The sequence below is a fragment of the Acinetobacter sp. LMB-5 genome, assembly GCF_001541635.1.
GTDB classification, from domain to species: Bacteria; Pseudomonadota; Gammaproteobacteria; order Pseudomonadales; family Moraxellaceae; genus Acinetobacter; species Acinetobacter pittii.
Genome location: NZ_LRDR01000004.1, coordinates 122,325 through 137,729, shown reverse-complemented (window position 1 = coordinate 137,729; position 15,405 = coordinate 122,325). Strand labels below are relative to the sequence as shown.

The 15,405-nt window shown below is 40.9% G+C and carries 11 protein-coding genes and 2 tRNA genes; 9 read left to right on the top strand and 4 right to left on the bottom strand.

Going from position 1 to position 15,405, the window contains the following annotated elements; all coding sequences use genetic code 11:
- The first annotated feature begins 13 nt into the window (after positions 1–13).
- The 4 genes from AW165_RS05870 to AW165_RS05855 all read left to right on the top strand — a co-directional run bounded on the left by AW165_RS05870 (position 14) and on the right by AW165_RS05855 (position 5,728).
- The gene (locus AW165_RS05870) at positions 14–3,337 is read left to right on the top strand and encodes an Rne/Rng family ribonuclease (protein ID WP_060465228.1); all 3,324 of its coding nucleotides are present in this window, start codon (positions 14–16) and stop codon (positions 3,335–3,337) included.
- A 191-nt stretch (positions 3,338–3,528) separates the two neighbouring features.
- A complete protein-coding gene (locus tag AW165_RS05865) occupies positions 3,529–5,370 on the top strand; it encodes a long-chain-acyl-CoA synthetase (protein ID WP_032056264.1) in 1,842 nt (613 codons plus the stop codon).
- Positions 5,371–5,554: 184 nt separating this feature from the next.
- A tRNA-Lys gene (locus tag AW165_RS05860) sits at positions 5,555–5,630 on the top strand.
- Between the two features lie 22 nt (positions 5,631–5,652).
- A tRNA-Lys gene (locus AW165_RS05855) sits at positions 5,653–5,728 on the top strand.
- A 63-nt stretch (positions 5,729–5,791) separates the two neighbouring features.
- Here AW165_RS05855 and AW165_RS05850 read toward each other — a convergent pair.
- Positions 5,792–6,688, bottom strand: coding sequence for a LysR family transcriptional regulator (locus tag AW165_RS05850; protein WP_060465227.1), 897 nt, complete (start codon positions 6,686–6,688; stop codon positions 5,792–5,794).
- 112 nt (positions 6,689–6,800) lie between these two features.
- Here AW165_RS05850 and AW165_RS05845 point away from each other — a divergent pair, with 112 nt between their 5' ends.
- Positions 6,801–7,556, top strand: a complete 756-nt coding sequence (locus tag AW165_RS05845; RefSeq protein ID WP_060465226.1) for an SDR family oxidoreductase — start codon at positions 6,801–6,803, stop codon at positions 7,554–7,556.
- Positions 7,557–7,601: 45 nt separating this feature from the next.
- On the opposite strand, the gene hemW is transcribed toward AW165_RS05845, so the two are convergent.
- Positions 7,602–8,756, bottom strand: coding sequence for a radical SAM family heme chaperone HemW (gene hemW / locus AW165_RS05840; protein ID WP_060465225.1), 1,155 nt, complete (start codon positions 8,754–8,756; stop codon positions 7,602–7,604).
- Between the two features lie 116 nt (positions 8,757–8,872).
- Between hemW and AW165_RS05835 the strand changes: the two genes are divergently transcribed.
- Complete coding sequence (locus AW165_RS05835; protein WP_060465224.1) at positions 8,873–9,334, top strand: DMT family transporter; 462 nt, start codon at positions 8,873–8,875, stop codon at positions 9,332–9,334.
- Between the two features lie 32 nt (positions 9,335–9,366).
- The gene (gene abeM / locus AW165_RS05830; RefSeq protein ID WP_060465223.1) at positions 9,367–10,713 is read left to right on the top strand and encodes a multidrug efflux MATE transporter AbeM; all 1,347 of its coding nucleotides are present in this window, start codon (positions 9,367–9,369) and stop codon (positions 10,711–10,713) included.
- A 33-nt stretch (positions 10,714–10,746) separates the two neighbouring features.
- On the opposite strand, the gene AW165_RS05825 is transcribed toward abeM, so the two are convergent.
- Both AW165_RS05825 and AW165_RS05820 read right to left on the bottom strand, forming a co-directional pair.
- Positions 10,747–11,997: an acyl-CoA dehydrogenase family protein gene (locus tag AW165_RS05825; RefSeq protein ID WP_060465222.1), complete on the bottom strand. Its 1,251-nt coding sequence runs from the start codon at positions 11,995–11,997 to the stop codon at positions 10,747–10,749.
- A gap of 32 nt (positions 11,998–12,029) precedes the next feature.
- Positions 12,030–13,277, bottom strand: a complete 1,248-nt coding sequence (locus AW165_RS05820) for an SfnB family sulfur acquisition oxidoreductase (RefSeq protein WP_060465221.1) — start codon at positions 13,275–13,277, stop codon at positions 12,030–12,032.
- A 257-nt stretch (positions 13,278–13,534) separates the two neighbouring features.
- On the opposite strand from AW165_RS05820, the gene AW165_RS05815 reads away from it, so the two are divergent.
- Together AW165_RS05815 and AW165_RS05810 are read left to right on the top strand one after the other, a co-directional pair.
- Positions 13,535–14,833, top strand: coding sequence for an ABC1 kinase family protein (locus AW165_RS05815; protein ID WP_060465220.1), 1,299 nt, complete (start codon positions 13,535–13,537; stop codon positions 14,831–14,833).
- A gap of 101 nt (positions 14,834–14,934) precedes the next feature.
- Positions 14,935–15,189 carry a type B 50S ribosomal protein L31 gene (locus tag AW165_RS05810; RefSeq protein ID WP_060465219.1) on the top strand — a complete coding sequence of 85 codons (255 nt, stop codon included), beginning with the start codon at positions 14,935–14,937 and terminating at the stop codon, positions 15,187–15,189.
- Positions 15,190–15,405: the final 216 nt, after the last annotated feature.

Here is a 15,405-nt window from a genome sequence, read left to right as displayed (position 1 = left end):
AGGTGTCACACCCATGAAACGTATGTTGATTAATGCAACTCACGCAGAAGAAGTCCGCGTTGCACTTATCACTGGTAATCGTCTTTACGATTTTGATTTAGAGAATCGTACCCGAGAACAGAAAAAATCCAATATCTATAAAGGCCATGTAACCCGCGTAGAACCCTCTTTAGAAGCTGTTTTTGTTGAATACGGCGCAGGCCGTCAAGGCTTCTTGTCTATGCGCGAAATTGCTAACAGTTATTTCCAAGCAGACCCACGACAAACTTCAAATATTCGTGAACTTATCACTGAAGGTACCGAATTACTTGTTCAAGTCGAAAAAGAAGAACGTGGCAATAAAGGTGCAGCCCTTTCTACATTTATTTCACTTGCAGGACGTTATTTGGTTCTTATGCCAAACAACCCGAAAGGTGGCGGTATTAGTCGTCAAATTTCAGGTTCTGTACGTGAAGAGTTAAAAGAAATTCTAGCTTCTTTAAATTTACCGCGTGGTATGAGCGTTATTGTACGTACCGCTGGTATTGGCCGTACCCAAGAAGAATTACAGTTAGACTTACAGCATTTGCTTGACCTTTGGGCACAAATCCAAGGCACAGCGAGCTCTGGTCCTTCTCCAATGCTGGTTCATCAAGAAGCTGGTGTTGTTACTCGTGCTATCCGTGATTATTTACGTGATGATGTTGCAGAAATTTTAATTGATAGCGAACAGGCTTATAACGAAGCTTATAACTTTGTTAAAGCAGTGATGCCTCGTCAATTAGACAAACTTAAAACTTATACTTTAAACGAGCCATTGTTTGCTCATTTTGGTATTGAAAGTCAAATTCAAACTGCTTATGAACGTGAAGTAAAACTTCCTTCTGGCGGTTCAATTGTGATTGACCAGACTGAAGCTTTAGTTTCAATCGATATTAACTCTGCGAAATCGACTCGTGGACATGACGTTGAAGAAACTGCGCTGAATACTAACTTAGAAGCAGCAGAAGAAATTGCTCGCCAACTTCGTCTTCGTGACATTGGTGGTTTAGTTGTAATCGACTTCATCGATATGACTAAAGAGCGCAACCAACGCATGGTTGAGGCAAAACTTCGTGAAGCAACTCAAAGCGATCGCGCACGTATTCAGTTTGGCCAACTTTCTCGTTTTGGCTTAATGGAAATGAGCCGTCAACGCTTACGTCCATCTCTTGAAGAAGCAACAGGTTATGTGTGCCCACGCTGTCATGGTACAGGCATGGTTCGTGACTTACGCTCACTTTCGCTTTCTATTATGCGTAAAGTAGAAGAGATCGCGCTTCGTGAACGTCATGGTGAAGTACAAGTAGAAGTACCTGTTGAAATTGCAGCATTCTTGCTCAATGAAAAACGTCATAGTCTTGTTTATTTAGAACAAACTTCTAGTGTTCGTGTGACTGTTTTACCTCACCCGCACTTAGAAACCCCTCACTATGAAATTCAGTACAATCCAGATGGATTTGCACCATCTAGCTACGAACGTACTGAAGCAACTCGTTCAAGTGAAAAAGAGTTAGGTTATGAATCTTCTGAATGGCATTTAGAAGAAGCCGATCATGGCCATACTCATGCTGCTCCTGCTGCCAATAACGCAGCTAATCAAAAGAAAGCAAATCAAGCGGCTCAACCTGCTGCTCAGGCAAGCGCTCAAAAAGCAGCAAGCCCATGTGCATGGTTAGAAAACCTTTTTGTGCAAAAACAAGCTCAAACGGTTGATCAATCTCGCTCAGCACAAAATGCTGCTGCCGCAATTGAACAAATGGTGAATACTGGCGCTGTTAGCCGTGGGCAGTTTGGACAAGTTGTAGCACCAGCAGTTGCTGAAGTTACTTCAGCTCCATCTAACAATGCTTATATTTCTCAATCTCCTGTTAAGCAGGAAGCACGTGAGAATGTTGAAAAAGACGATAAAGTACAACAGCAACGTCCAAACAACAAAAAACGTAAGCACAAAGAGCAACGTGAACAACATCAACATCACCACAATCAAGAACCACAGCAACAACAGGTTCATGAAGAGGTTGTACAGTTATCACGCCAAGAGCAACGTGAATTAAAACGTCAACAAAAGCGTCAACAACAAGATCAGCCGCATGCGCAACATCAAAATGATGGGCAACAAGCTGAACATGCTGTACCACGTCGTGACCGTAATAATCAACAACGTCCAAACCGCCCGAATCGCCACCGCGATCCAAGCGTATTAAATGAAAATCAAAATACGCCGGCACCAGCAGTTGTTGATGAAAAACAAGTTAAGGTTGATTTGATTGATGCTCCACAGCATGAAGTCATGAATACAGCCTTAGTCATCAATGTTGATCAAGCACAAAGCGAAATTATTGCTTTAACGCCTGAGCAACCTGTTGAACGCACTGAAAAAGCACCTGTTGTTGAAGCTACTCAAGAATCAGTTCCAGCACCAGTTGTGGCAGTGGAAGAGACGGTAACTGCTGAAGCAGAAGCTCCTCAACCAAAAGCTGAGAAAACTCAACCGCAAGTTCAACGTGCAAGTAATGATCCTCGTATGCGTCGCCGTGAACAACGCAATGCAAAACGTGCTAAAGCTGCTGCACCATCAATTGCCCCATCGCAAATTCCAACGTTGGCGCAATATACAATTGGTAGCTTGATCCGTCATGTTTACGGTGAAGACTGCACAGTACTGATTGAACAGTTTGGTTTAGTCCCAACATTCAATCGTGCATTGCAAAAATTTGCAGAGCAATACGCAAGTACTCTAGTGACTGAAGTCGCAACTGAAGCTGAAGACAAAAAGCCTGTTACTCGTGATGCCGAGCTTCCAAGCAATAAGCCTTCACAAGAAGCAGATCCTGCGCCAGTACTTCCGTTGACGCCACCAAAAGAAGCGACACCACGTGTTGCTAATGATCCGCGTGAACGCCGTCGTTTAGCGAAACTTGCAGCTGAACAAGCTTTTGAGCAAGTTAAACAACAACATTCTGCACCAGAAGAAGCTGCCCCTGTAGCTGAGACTGTGGAAGAAGCCGTTGTTGCTCCTACTACTGAAACACAAGCACCTGTTGAATCAAAACAACAACCGCTTGAGCTTGATCAGCAAGTTGAAGTAGCAGCTAATGTAGAAGAGACACCAGCTGAACCTGCAGTAGAAGCTCCGGTTGCAAAACAGCCAAAAGCAGCTGCAAAAGCCAAAGCAGCTACAGAACAAGCTGTAGAGCCAACTGAAGCCCCTGCCGAGAGTGAATCAGAAGATTCTAAAGCGGATAAGGACAAACCAAGTCGTCCTCGTCGCCCTCGCGGTCGTCCACCAAAGAAAGCAAATCCTGTAGCTGAGTAAATCATTTGCTCAATTGCAGCTAATTTAAACAAACCTAGTCATTTCGATGACTAGGTTTTTTTTGTTATTTTTAGCCAATTAGGTTGATTGCACTAGAAGAAAAGTTTTAAAAGCATGGTGAACCATGAAAAATACTGTACTTTTGCCAACGCAACCTTTTTTGGATTGATCGAAAAATAAATAGGATTGATATGAGCCAGACAACACAGACCGATATCATTACGCTTGGGGATGTTGCCACCAGACTTCCTAGCTTCATTCCCAAAGTACCCCATATCCTGAATGGTCTTAAACAGGCTTATTTAAGAACAGCAAATACACCAACTGGATTAGGTGTAGCTTTTGAGAAAGCTGTTAAGCGGAATCCGAAAGGTATTGCTTTATTATTTGAAGATCAAAGTTACTCATACGAAGCTTTAAATGAATGGGCTAACCAGATTTCTCACTATTATTTATCTCTCGGCGCACGTAAAGGCGATGTGATTGCCGTAATGGTTGAGAACCGTTCTGAGCTTATTGCCACTATTGTGGGCTTAGCTAAAATTGGGGTAACTATTGCGCTTGTAAATACATCTCAAGTCGGTAAAGTTCTCGCTCATAGCATCAATCTTGTAAAACCAATTGCAGTCATTGCAGGTGAAGAAGTTCGTGCTGCAATTGATGAAATTCGTCAAGACTTAAACGTTCCTAAAGACCGTTTCCACTGGTTTGCAGATCAGGCTACTCGTCAAGATGCAGGAACAGCACCTCAAGGTTATGCCAATCTTGCAATAGAAATTGATCAATTCCCGAAATTCAATCCATCGACCACACATTCCGTTCATGGTAATGATGGTCTGTTTTATATTTATACTTCGGGTACAACGGGCTTACCAAAAGCAGTTATTTTTAAACATAGCCGCTGGACACTTGCCTACGGCACTTACGGCCACATTTTAAATCTTGGTCCAGATGATGTGATGTATGTCACTTTGCCGCTATACCATGCAACAGGTGTGGTGGTTTGCTGGTGTGGTGTGATTGCAGGAAGCTCTACCCTTGCTATTCGACGTAAATATTCAACCAGTGCATTCTGGAAAGATGTTCAGAAGTTTAATGCGTCTGCAATCGGTTATGTAGGCGAACTTTGCCGTTACTTGATGGATGCTCCAACTACAGAGCTTGACCGTGCTCACCGTGTAACCAAAATGATTGGTAACGGCATGCGTCCAAACATCTGGGATAAATTCAAACAGCGTTTTGGTGTTGAAGAAGTTCTAGAGCTTTATGCTTCAAGTGAAGGCAATGTCGGCTTTAGTAATATTTTCAACTTTGACAACACCGTAGGCTTCTCCCCTATGCCGTATGCAGTCATTCAATTTGATAAAGAAAAGAATGAGCCTGTACGCGATAAAAATGGCTGGTGCAAAAAAGTTAAAGCAGGCGAAGTCGGTTTATTGGTAGGTAAAATTACCAGTCGCTCTCCATTTGATGGCTATACTGACCCAGAAAAGAACAAATCTGTGATTATGCAAGATGTCTTTAAAAAAGGTGACTCATATTTCAACACAGGTGATCTTGTTCGTAATATTGGTTTCCGTCACGCTCAGTTTGTTGACCGCTTAGGTGATACCTTCCGCTGGAAAGGCGAAAATGTATCTACCACCGAAGTTGAAAACATGGTGTGTGAATATGACAAGATCGCTGAAGCTGTGGTTTATGGTGTAGAAATTCCAAATACTAATGGTCGTGCAGGTATGGCAGCAATCACGCTTGCTGATGGTGCTGAATTAAATGACACTGACTTAACAGAAATGGTGACTGTATTTAAAAAATGCTTACCTGCTTATGCGGTACCAGTGTTTTTACGTATACAAGCTAAAGTTGAAACTACAGGTACTTTTAAGTACCAAAAGAATAAATTGAAGGAAGATGCGTTTAATCCAAGCAAAACTTCTGAACGTTTACTCGCTTTATTGCCTGGTGCAAGCAGTTACTGTGACATCACAACTGAAATTTTTGACAACATTCAGGCATATAAATACCGTTTTTAGTTCATTTTTTAGCTAAACAAGAGGAAATCGTGCTTTTTATAGGCAATCATGCAAATGTTTTTAAATTTCCTCTTGTGTTAGTTGAATAACTTGCTAAAATACGCGACATCAAAACAAAGGTGGTGTTAGAAAACTTTTAGTTATCTTGCACTTCACATTCAAATGATATTTGAATGTTTGTTCAGGGTCGTTAGCTCAGTTGGTAGAGCAGCGGACTTTTAATCCGTTGGTCCCGCGTTCGAGTCGCGGACGACCCACCACTTATCTGTTTTGAACCTATTTGGGTCGTTAGCTCAGTTGGTAGAGCAGCGGACTTTTAATCCGTTGGTCCCGCGTTCGAGTCGCGGACGACCCACCAAATTCTAAAAAGCCTCTCAGTTCGAGAGGCTTTTTTTATTGTTAATGTATTTTAGTTTTATGACTAAAAGATGACGATGCACTTCTTATATAGAACATCCCTAGCCCATTCCATAAAGATTTCCAAACGTTTAGGAATATAACTTCTATTCGGATATAAAATATTAAGTGGAAGTGATTGAGCGGTATAGGCACTTAGTACTTCAACTAAAGTTCCCTGCTCGATTTTATCCTGAACATCGTAGTATGGAAGTTGAATAATTCCCAAACCTGCAATAGCCGCTGCAATATAGGCTTCCGTATTATTTACGCTTAAAGCACTATCCATCATCACAGCTCCATCTTGATATAAAAATACGCCCTGTTTTTCTCCTACGGCTCCCGCATAGTTAATGAGTTTGTGTTGAGATAGATCTTCTAATTGTTCAGGAATACCGTACTGTTCTAAATAGTCAGCACTTGCACAGTTCACCATAATCAAGTTACCAACGAACTTCGCAATTAAACTACTATTATCTAGCTGCCCCACCCGAACAACACAATCGATTCCTTTCTCGATTAAGTCAGTGATGTCATCAGAGCTATGAAGTTGTAAATGGATATCTGGATAGCGACTATAAAAATCGGGAAGTTCAGGAATAATCACTTGGTGTACGATTCGGCTGGGCATTGAAATTTTTAGCGTGCCACGGTAATGCTGTTTTTGTGCCTGTATAAGCTGTTCGAGCTGTTCATAATCAAATAATAGATTTTGACATTCAGGTAATATTCGTTGTCCATCTTGGGTAAGACTGACTTTACGCGTAGTACGATGAAATAAGCGTACCCCATAGTGAGTTTCTAGCTGTTGAATTGCGCTCGTTACTGTCGAGCGAGGTAAATCAAGCTGATTTGCCACTTCACTAAAGCTTTGTCGCTTAGCGACTTCTGTAAAAATAAAAAATTGCTGAAACCGATCCATTTAATTGTTCGTATTTTTTGAATAGTTAAACCAAACTAGCATAATTGATCAAAAATTACCGCCAATCTAGACTAAAAACACATTAAAACAAGTCATCATAGGAACAACCATCATGGCAGCTCATACTCTTAAAGATAAAGTTGTATTGATTACAGGCGGCGCAAAAAACTTAGGTGGACTGATTAGCCGTAAATTTGCAGAACAAGGCGCAAAAATCGCGATTCACTACAATAGCGCTGAAACTCAAGCAGATGCTGAACAGACGCTCGCAGATGTAAGAGCATTCGGTGTAGATGCCGTTTTAATTCAGGCAGACCTAACGGATATTGATAATATCGAAAAGCTGTTCTTAGATACTAAACAGCATTTTGGCGGAATTGATATTGCGATCAATACAGTTGGAAAGGTTTTAAAGAAATCTTTTTTAGAGACCACAGAGCAAGAGTTTGATAGCATGAGCGATATCAACTCAAAAATTGCCTATTTCTTTATTCAATCGGCGGGTCGTCATTTAAATGATAGTGGAAAGATTTGTTCAATCGTGACTTCTCTTCTTGCAGCCTATACTGGACTCTATTCAACCTATGAAGGTTTAAAAGCACCTGTTGAACATTACACTCGCGCTGCATCAAAAGAATTTGGTAATCGGCAGATTTCTGTGACTGCTGTTGCACCTGGCCCAATGGATACACCTTTCTTTTATGGTCAGGAATCTGCCGAAGCAGTCGCTTACCATAAATCAGCTTCAGCTTTAGGTGGACTCACCAAAATTGAAGATATTGAGCCATTAGTTCGCTTTTTGGTGACCGATGGTTGGTGGATTACTGGTCAAACTATTTTTGCAAATGGCGGCTATACCACTCGCTAAAATAAAAAAAGCCGCATCTGATGACGCGGCTTTTAGTTTGTTTAATTATAAAAACTCTTCAAGCACTGAGTTTAAGAAAATATGGCCTTGCTCCGTACAGGCTAAACGGGAAACATCATCTACCAGTAGTTTTCTAGCTCGTAGAGAAGTGAGTGCTTCATTTAAGTGATCCAGGCTTAAACCTGTACGCTGCTCATATAACTCAGCTTTTACACCATCATTTAGACGTAAAGTATTCATCATAAACTCAAAAGGTAACTCTTCTGCCTCAATCTTTTTCATTTGCAAATGTTCGGCTGGAACCTTAGCCAAATAGTCTTTCGGTAAGCGAGTTTTTTGGAAACGGTACACACCATCTGGTTGTGTAACTTTGCCATGTGCCCCTGCACCAATCGCAAGGTAATCACCAAATTCCCAATAATTTAAATTATGCGCTGAAGGCTGCTCTTTACGCCAAGCCGACACTTCATAATTTATAAAACCATTGGCTTTTAGATAAGCCTCTCCCTGCTCTTGAATATCTTCTAGCACTTCATCTTGAGGTAAAACGGGTTGAGTACGGAAGAATACGGTGTTTGGCTCAATAGTAAGTTGATACCAACTGATATGTGTCGCGCCATGCTCTACAGCAACCTTTAAATCATAAAGCGCTTGTTCTAGCGTTTGCTCAGGTAGACCATGCATTAAATCGACATTAACTCGCTTAAAGCCTGCTTGTCGTGCCTGCTCAATTGCATCCATAGCATTGTTGGCTGAATGAATACGCCCAAGCTTTTGCAAGTGCTCTGTATTAAAAGTCTGCACACCAATCGATAAACGGTTAATACCTGCGTCTAAATAGCCTGCAAACGGATCATGTTCTAGTGTTCCGGGATTTGCCTCTAGGGTGATTTCACAGCCATCTTCAAATTTGAGTAATGACTTAAGCTGTTCAAACAGCCACGCATAGCCTTTGGCAGAAATAAGTGAAGGCGTTCCACCACCAATAAATACGCTGTGAATTGAACGTCCCTGAGCCATCTCAACTTGAGTTTCAAAGTCGGCCACCAATGCTTTTAAATAGGTTTGCTCGAGTTCTGCCGAAAGCGCTCCATCTGGTACAGCATGCGAGTTAAAGTCACAATATGGACATTTACGTACGCACCAAGGCATATGGATATATAAAGATAAAGGAACAGAAGCAGGATTTAATACGGCCAAGGAGCAGGTCCAATTTACACAATATTTCTATTTTAACATGACTGCATCAATGGGCTTATGAAAACATACCTTAATTGCTTTAGACTGTTTTTAAACATACTTAAATATTGATAAAAATGATGAAATTCTCTAGTCAACTTTTCCTGATCTTACCTCTAGCTATGGGAATCGGTGTTGCCATGGCTTTTCAGACTGCAATCAATGCTCAACTGCGCGAGCAACTACACTCACCCTTGCAGGCAGCTTTATTATCATTTTTCATAGGTACTATTGTTTTAGCCGTTATGGTTTTCTTTCAAAGTGCCGAGAAGCCCACTTTAAGTGAAATATCAAATATTCCATGGCTTCTTTGGACAGGAGGATTTCTTGGGGTTTATGCAATTAGCATGAGCATTTATACTGCACCTAAACTTGGTTTTTTAACCTTTACAGGGCTAGTCGTTTTTGGGCAATTGGTCATTTCAATGTTGCTTGATCATTTTGGTTGGTTGGGTACAGAAAAGACACCTGTTACATGGCAACGGTTTCTTGGTGGCGTGATCATCTTTGTCGGTGTGTTACTCACTTTGCAACGTTAGCTTCATTTTTATATTTAAAAAGAGTACCTTTTGTGTCGAATGTCACATCTTTTCGGTCTGAATTAAAACAACTCTTCCACTTAATGCTACCGATTTTAATTACCCAGTTTGCTCAAGCGGGATTTGGATTAATTGACACTATTATGGCTGGACATTTATCTGCAACCGATTTAGCAGCAATTGCGGTAGGTGTGGGCTTATGGATCCCAGTCATGCTCCTGTTCAGTGGCATTATGATCGCAACTACACCTTTGGTCGCTGAAGCAAAGGGCGCAAGAAATACAGAACAAATTCCTGTCATTGTTCGTCAATCCTTATGGGTCGCCATCATTTTAGGCGTAATGGCTATGCTCATTTTGCAGCTTATGCCGTTTTTCTTGCATGTGTTTGGCGTACCAGAGAGCTTACAGCCTAAAGCAAGTTTGTTCTTACATGCGATTGGTTTAGGTATGCCAGCTGTGACCATGTACGCAGCCCTACGCGGTTATTCTGAGGCTTTAGGCCACCCACGTCCTGTAACGGTCATTAGCTTACTGGCCTTAGTGGTTTTAATCCCTCTAAACATGATCTTTATGTATGGCTTAGGACCAATTCCTGCCTTGGGTAGCGCAGGCTGTGGCTTTGCAACCTCCATTTTACAGTGGCTCATGCTAATTACATTAGCTGGCTATATTTATAAAGCTTCGGCTTATCGAAACACGTCTATTTTTAGCAGATTCGATAAAATTAACCTGACTTGGGTAAAAAGAATTTTACAGCTTGGCCTACCAATCGGTTTAGCCGTGTTCTTTGAGGTGAGTATTTTCAGTACAGGTGCCTTGGTCCTTAGCCCACTAGGTGAAGTCTTTATTGCCGCGCATCAAGTTGCAATTTCAGTCACCTCTGTGCTGTTTATGATTCCGCTTTCACTTGCGATTGCCTTAACCATTCGTGTGGGAACGTATTATGGTGAAAAGAATTGGGCTTCAATGTACCAAGTCCAAAAGATTGGTCTGAGCACAGCAATATTTTTTGCCTTATTGACCATGTCTTTTATTGCTCTAGGTCGTGAACAAATTGTTTCAGTTTATACTCAAGATATAGATGTAGTTCCTGTTGCCATGTATTTACTCTGGTTTGCAATGGGTTATCAGTTGATGGATGCATTGCAAGTGAGTGCCGCAGGCTGTTTAAGAGGTATGCAAGATACTCAAGCACCGATGTGGATTACACTCATGGCGTATTGGGTGATTGCGTTCCCTATCGGACTTTATTTAGCACGTTATACCCATTGGGGTGTAGCTGGCGTGTGGTTAGGCTTAATTATTGGTTTAAGCATTGCTTGTGTTTTATTACTTTCAAGGCTTTATTTAAATACCAAACGTTTAAGTCAAACCTAATAAAAAAGCCGATGAAACATCGGCTTTTTTATTTTATGCAGACTTTGCCCGCGGGCTTGCTCCAATTTGCCAGACAAAAGGTAAATCTGTACGGTTAACTTCCCAATCTCCAATCACCTTTTCTTTATAGATGAGCGGATTATGTGAAGACACCGTTCGTGCATTACGCCAGAAACGGTCGAGTTGTTTGACCTGACTACTTGCCGATGCGCCTAAAGCATTAAATAATTGACTGGTTAAATCGAGTACCAAATTAGAAATCACCACCTGCCCTTGCGCCGACTCAAGCTCTGCATCTACGTTAAACTGATGTTCTTTCACCTCTAACTCACTAAAGTGACTTTCATAAGCCTTTTGTAATGCTTCAGCTGTTTTAATCGTAATTGCTAGACTTGCATAGGCTTGAGCAGAGGCTTTACCCACCACCTGTAAAACTTGTGGATCGTGACGAACAAGATCGCCATTACCATGACTAAAAATACGTTTTCGCTCACGTATCTCCTGACTAAAAGTTTCTACTGCCGCATGTGCAATACCCGTTAAAGTTGCAAGGTGGACAACCTGATAAAAAGCAGTTTGATATTTAAAACGCTGGTCAAATGGAATAAGGTGCGAGGCTGGCAAATGCACCTGATGTACTTTTAAAGTACCACTGCCCGTTGTCTTTTGACCAAAGCCATCCCAATCATCAATCACACTTACCCCAGCTTCATGGCGATAAATAGCAGCGATCACATGACGGTCATTCACTTCATCGTAAGCAAATAAATCGATCCAGTCTGCAAAGATACTTCCCGTTGAATAGTATTTTTCACCATTCACTACCAAGTTACCCGAAGCATCTTTGGTTACTCGTGTAACGACATCACCGATTTGCACATTTCCAACTTCGGTCCATGCATTCCCAACTAAATCACCCTGTACAAAACGCTGAAACCAGACCTCTTGTGAGTGCTCTTTATGGGCAACTAAGCGGTCTTCGACAAAAGCGAAGTGTCCACGCAAAGCTTGCACAATATTCGAGTCTGCTTGTGCCAATTCTGCTAAAAGCTGGAAAAGTTGCGGTAATGACACCCCATCTCCACCATATTTAACCGGAACACGTACCGCACCTAACTTGAGTTCTTTTAACCACTGAATCGGTTCAAAAGGCAAGATTCGTTCTTTTTCTCGCTGAATTGCACCTTGGGCAATTTTTTCAAAAACTGGGCGAAATCTACTTGCGACCTTTTCATAATCGGCGCCTACAGACAGTTCTTCTAATTCAATTTGGGTAATCGTCATCTTTTTTCTCCTAATCTTATTTTTTATTCACTTTAGCTCCATGCATGACGAGGTGGATGGATGCCATTGAGGTAGTAATTACCGACAATGTGATATTTCCAACGCACTGGATCATGCAAAGTGTGAGTGCGAGCATTACGCCAATGACGGTCCAAATTAAGCTCAGACAAGGTCGATCGTGTTCCCGACAATTCAAAAAGCTTATTCGCTGCTAAAATTGCAACTTCTGTAGTGAGTACTTTTGCTTCAGCAACCAGTAATGTCGCTTGGTTTACATGCTCTTCTGTCGTGTCAGCAATTGCTTGATCGATCGCATCTCCTGCTAAATCTAATACCGCTTCTGCTGCACGCAGCTTAATTTTTAAATCACCAATATTTGCAATCGTATATGGATCATCACTCGCTTTTTCCAAACCTGAGTCGACCCATGCGCGGCTATAATTTTTGACATAGTGAATTGTTTCTTCAATTGCACCACGTGCAATACCAGCATCGACAGCAGCTTGAATAAATTGTGAAATTGCACCTGCTGGAGTAGGACGTTCGAAAGCCTGATAAATCGGAATTAGATATTCTTCACGTACTGGAACCTGATTAAGTTCAACGGTACCACTGGCTGTGGTTCTTTGTCCGAAACCAGACCAGTCATTAATAATATTAACCCCTGAAGTTTCCCGAGGAACTAGCGCCGCATAAGGCTGCCCCTGTTCATTTACAGCGACAATTGGAACCCAATGTGCCAGTAATGCGCCAGTTGCAAAAAACTTCTTCCCATTAATTTCATAACCATGCTCGGTCTTTTTTAATGTGGTAGTGAGGTCAGCCACCGTTTTGCTATGTTTTTCCGAAAAAGCATTGCCAAAACGAATTCCTCTCAACACTAAATTAAAGAAGAACTGTTGTTGTTCTGGGCCTGCATCAAGACGTAAATGTTCAATAAAAGCCAAGTGATTTTGAGGAAGCTGTGCAAGAGATGGGTCAACACTCGCAATTGTTTTGATGACCTCAGCTAAGGTTCGATATTTAACTTGGGCACCACCAAATTGCTTGGGAACCGTAATAGCCCATAAGCCACTTTGTGAGAACTGTTGAATTTCGTTTAGAGGTAAACGGCGCTCTTTGTCTCGCTCAGATGCTTCTTGTGCAAACTCTTGAGCAAGTTGTTTGGCAAGCTCAATTGCCTCTTCATCAGAACGAATAATATGCGCATCTTTTGACTGCTCAAACACAGATAAAGGAACCGCCTGAGACCGCCCATGGGCTGAACTTAAACTTGTCATAACTTTTATTGTCTCTATTTCTTATTTAACCTGCCATTCACATTACCACCAAAAAAACAGGCACTTTATAGATATTAAAGCTTTGTTTATGAAATGGATTTTCACAAGCTTTTCATATTTTTTACTATAAAAATAACATTTTGTTTTTCGAAAATTTTCTTACATGAGATAAACAATTTCATATAGGCTTTTTAAGCTTTGTCACCTATGATCAAAACTAGGCAATATTATGTTGTAGTCAATGAGGTATCGAAGATATGGCAAAGAATGCAAGTTCACCCGGCAAACGATTTATGAAACTTGCAGGAATGACCGCGAGCATTGCAACGAAAACCGTTTCTAACTCGATTCGAAACTTGACCGCAGACGAAGAGCAAAAGCTGGCTTCAAAAACCAAGTTATTTCAGGATATTGGTTTGCAAATTGCCGATACCTTAGGTGAAATGAAAGGTGCCGTCATGAAAGTCGGCCAAATTGCTTCGCAATATAAAGATATTTTTCCACCCGAGGTCGCTAAAGCAATTTCTAAGTTACAGCGCCAAGCTCCACCTATGCCCTTTGCTGCTATTCAACAACAAGTTGAACGTGAGCTTGGAAAGCCGCTGAATGTTGCCTTTAAATCTTTTGATCAAGAACCTTTTGCAGCTGCTTCAATTGGTCAAGTTCACAAAGCTGTCTTGCCAAGTGGTGAACAAGTCGTGGTTAAGGTGCAATATCCGGGTGTTGATGAAGCCTGTGAAAGTGACTTAAAACAAGTACGTTTGGCACTTCGTTTAATGGGCGTACTTAAAATTGATAAAAAGCTACAAGATCAGCTTTTTGCAGAGATTCAAGATAGTCTGTCAGCAGAGCTTAACTATGAAATCGAAGCTCAAAACCTTGAAGTTTTCAAAACATTCCATAGTCAGTTAGATGACAAAATTATCATCCCGACCGTTTATAAAGATTACTCTTCAAGACGTATTTTAACCTTGAGTCTCGAACAAGGTGACAGCATTGAAACTGCTAGCGCTTGGCCTATTGAAATTCGAAATACGATTGGACGCCGCTTGATTCGTGCTTTAGGTCAGGAAATGTTCTTTTTAAAACGTTTTCACTGTGACCCTCATCCGGGTAACTTTGCTTTTCGCCAAGATGGCAGTGTCATTATTTATGACTATGGCAGTGTTAAAACGCTCTCAAATGAAATCGTGCAGCACTTTAAACGCTTAGTAAATGCAGCTCGCCATGAAAATATTGAGCTAATCGAAACAGAATTATTTGAACTACATTCACTTGCTGAAAAAGGCAAATTCCCGAGTGATCTATATAAACTCTGGATTGAAGTATTATTACGTCCGCTTACCACCACTTGTAATTTTGCAGAGAACTCATCACATCATGATGGCATGTTACTTGTGAAAAAATCTTTGAAGTATTGGGATGTTTTCAAACCATCACCAGATACTTTAATGGTCAACAGAACCATTTCAGGACATTACTGGAACCTGATTCACTTAAAAGTTCATGACAATCTAAACGATCTATTTGAAGAGCTTGTTCCACCTTCTAACTAACTTAATTTACTGATCAGTGTAGCCTTTTATGGGTTACATTGACTTTTTAATTGTTATGTTATAACATTTCTTTAATCAAAAATAATTTAGGACAATCTCTCATGCGTAAAGATATTCATCCTGCTTATCAACAAGTGTTATTTCATGACACCAATGCAGACGTATACTTCTTAATTGGTAGTACTGTTCAGTCTAAACAAACCAAAGAATATCAAGGGAAAGTCTACCCTTATGTCACTCTTGATATTTCAAGTGCATCACACCCTTTCTACACAGGTGAAGTACGTCAAGCAAGTAACGAAGGCCGTGTAGCGAGCTTCAATAAACGCTTCGCTCGCTTTAATCGTAAGAGTTAATCTTGCGTTAAGATTTGACCAATACACTTAAATCATTGGAAGCCTAAGACTATCTCCTCCACTTAGGCTTCTTTTTTTATGTGTATTTTTTCATCATTTTTAAACTGTGTATAAAAGAAAACTTATCCACAAGTTGTCTAAAAACTCTTCTGATTTTTTTCAATAACTCCTCAATTTTTATAATTGCCAAGCTTTCAAAGCATGTATTCAATGCTA

Excerpts from the sequence above, each read along its gene's own strand:
- AW165_RS05820 (WP_060465221.1), bottom strand. The coding sequence starts at position 13,277 with ATGACAAGTTTAAGTTCAGCCCATGGGCGGTCTCAGGCGGTTCCTTTA.
- AW165_RS05825 (WP_060465222.1), bottom strand. The coding sequence starts at position 11,997 with ATGACGATTACCCAAATTGAATTAGAAGAACTGTCTGTAGGCGCCGAT.
- AW165_RS05865 (WP_032056264.1), top strand. The coding sequence starts at position 3,529 with ATGAGCCAGACAACACAGACCGATATCATTACGCTTGGGGATGTTGCC.
- AW165_RS05845 (WP_060465226.1), top strand. The coding sequence starts at position 6,801 with ATGGCAGCTCATACTCTTAAAGATAAAGTTGTATTGATTACAGGCGGC.
- AW165_RS05810 (WP_060465219.1), top strand. The coding sequence starts at position 14,935 with ATGCGTAAAGATATTCATCCTGCTTATCAACAAGTGTTATTTCATGAC.
- AW165_RS05850 (WP_060465227.1), bottom strand. The coding sequence starts at position 6,688 with ATGGATCGGTTTCAGCAATTTTTTATTTTTACAGAAGTCGCTAAGCGA.
- AW165_RS05815 (WP_060465220.1), top strand. The coding sequence starts at position 13,535 with ATGGCAAAGAATGCAAGTTCACCCGGCAAACGATTTATGAAACTTGCA.
- AW165_RS05835 (WP_060465224.1), top strand. The coding sequence starts at position 8,873 with ATGATGAAATTCTCTAGTCAACTTTTCCTGATCTTACCTCTAGCTATG.
- AW165_RS05870 (WP_060465228.1), top strand. The coding sequence starts at position 14 with ATGAAACGTATGTTGATTAATGCAACTCACGCAGAAGAAGTCCGCGTT.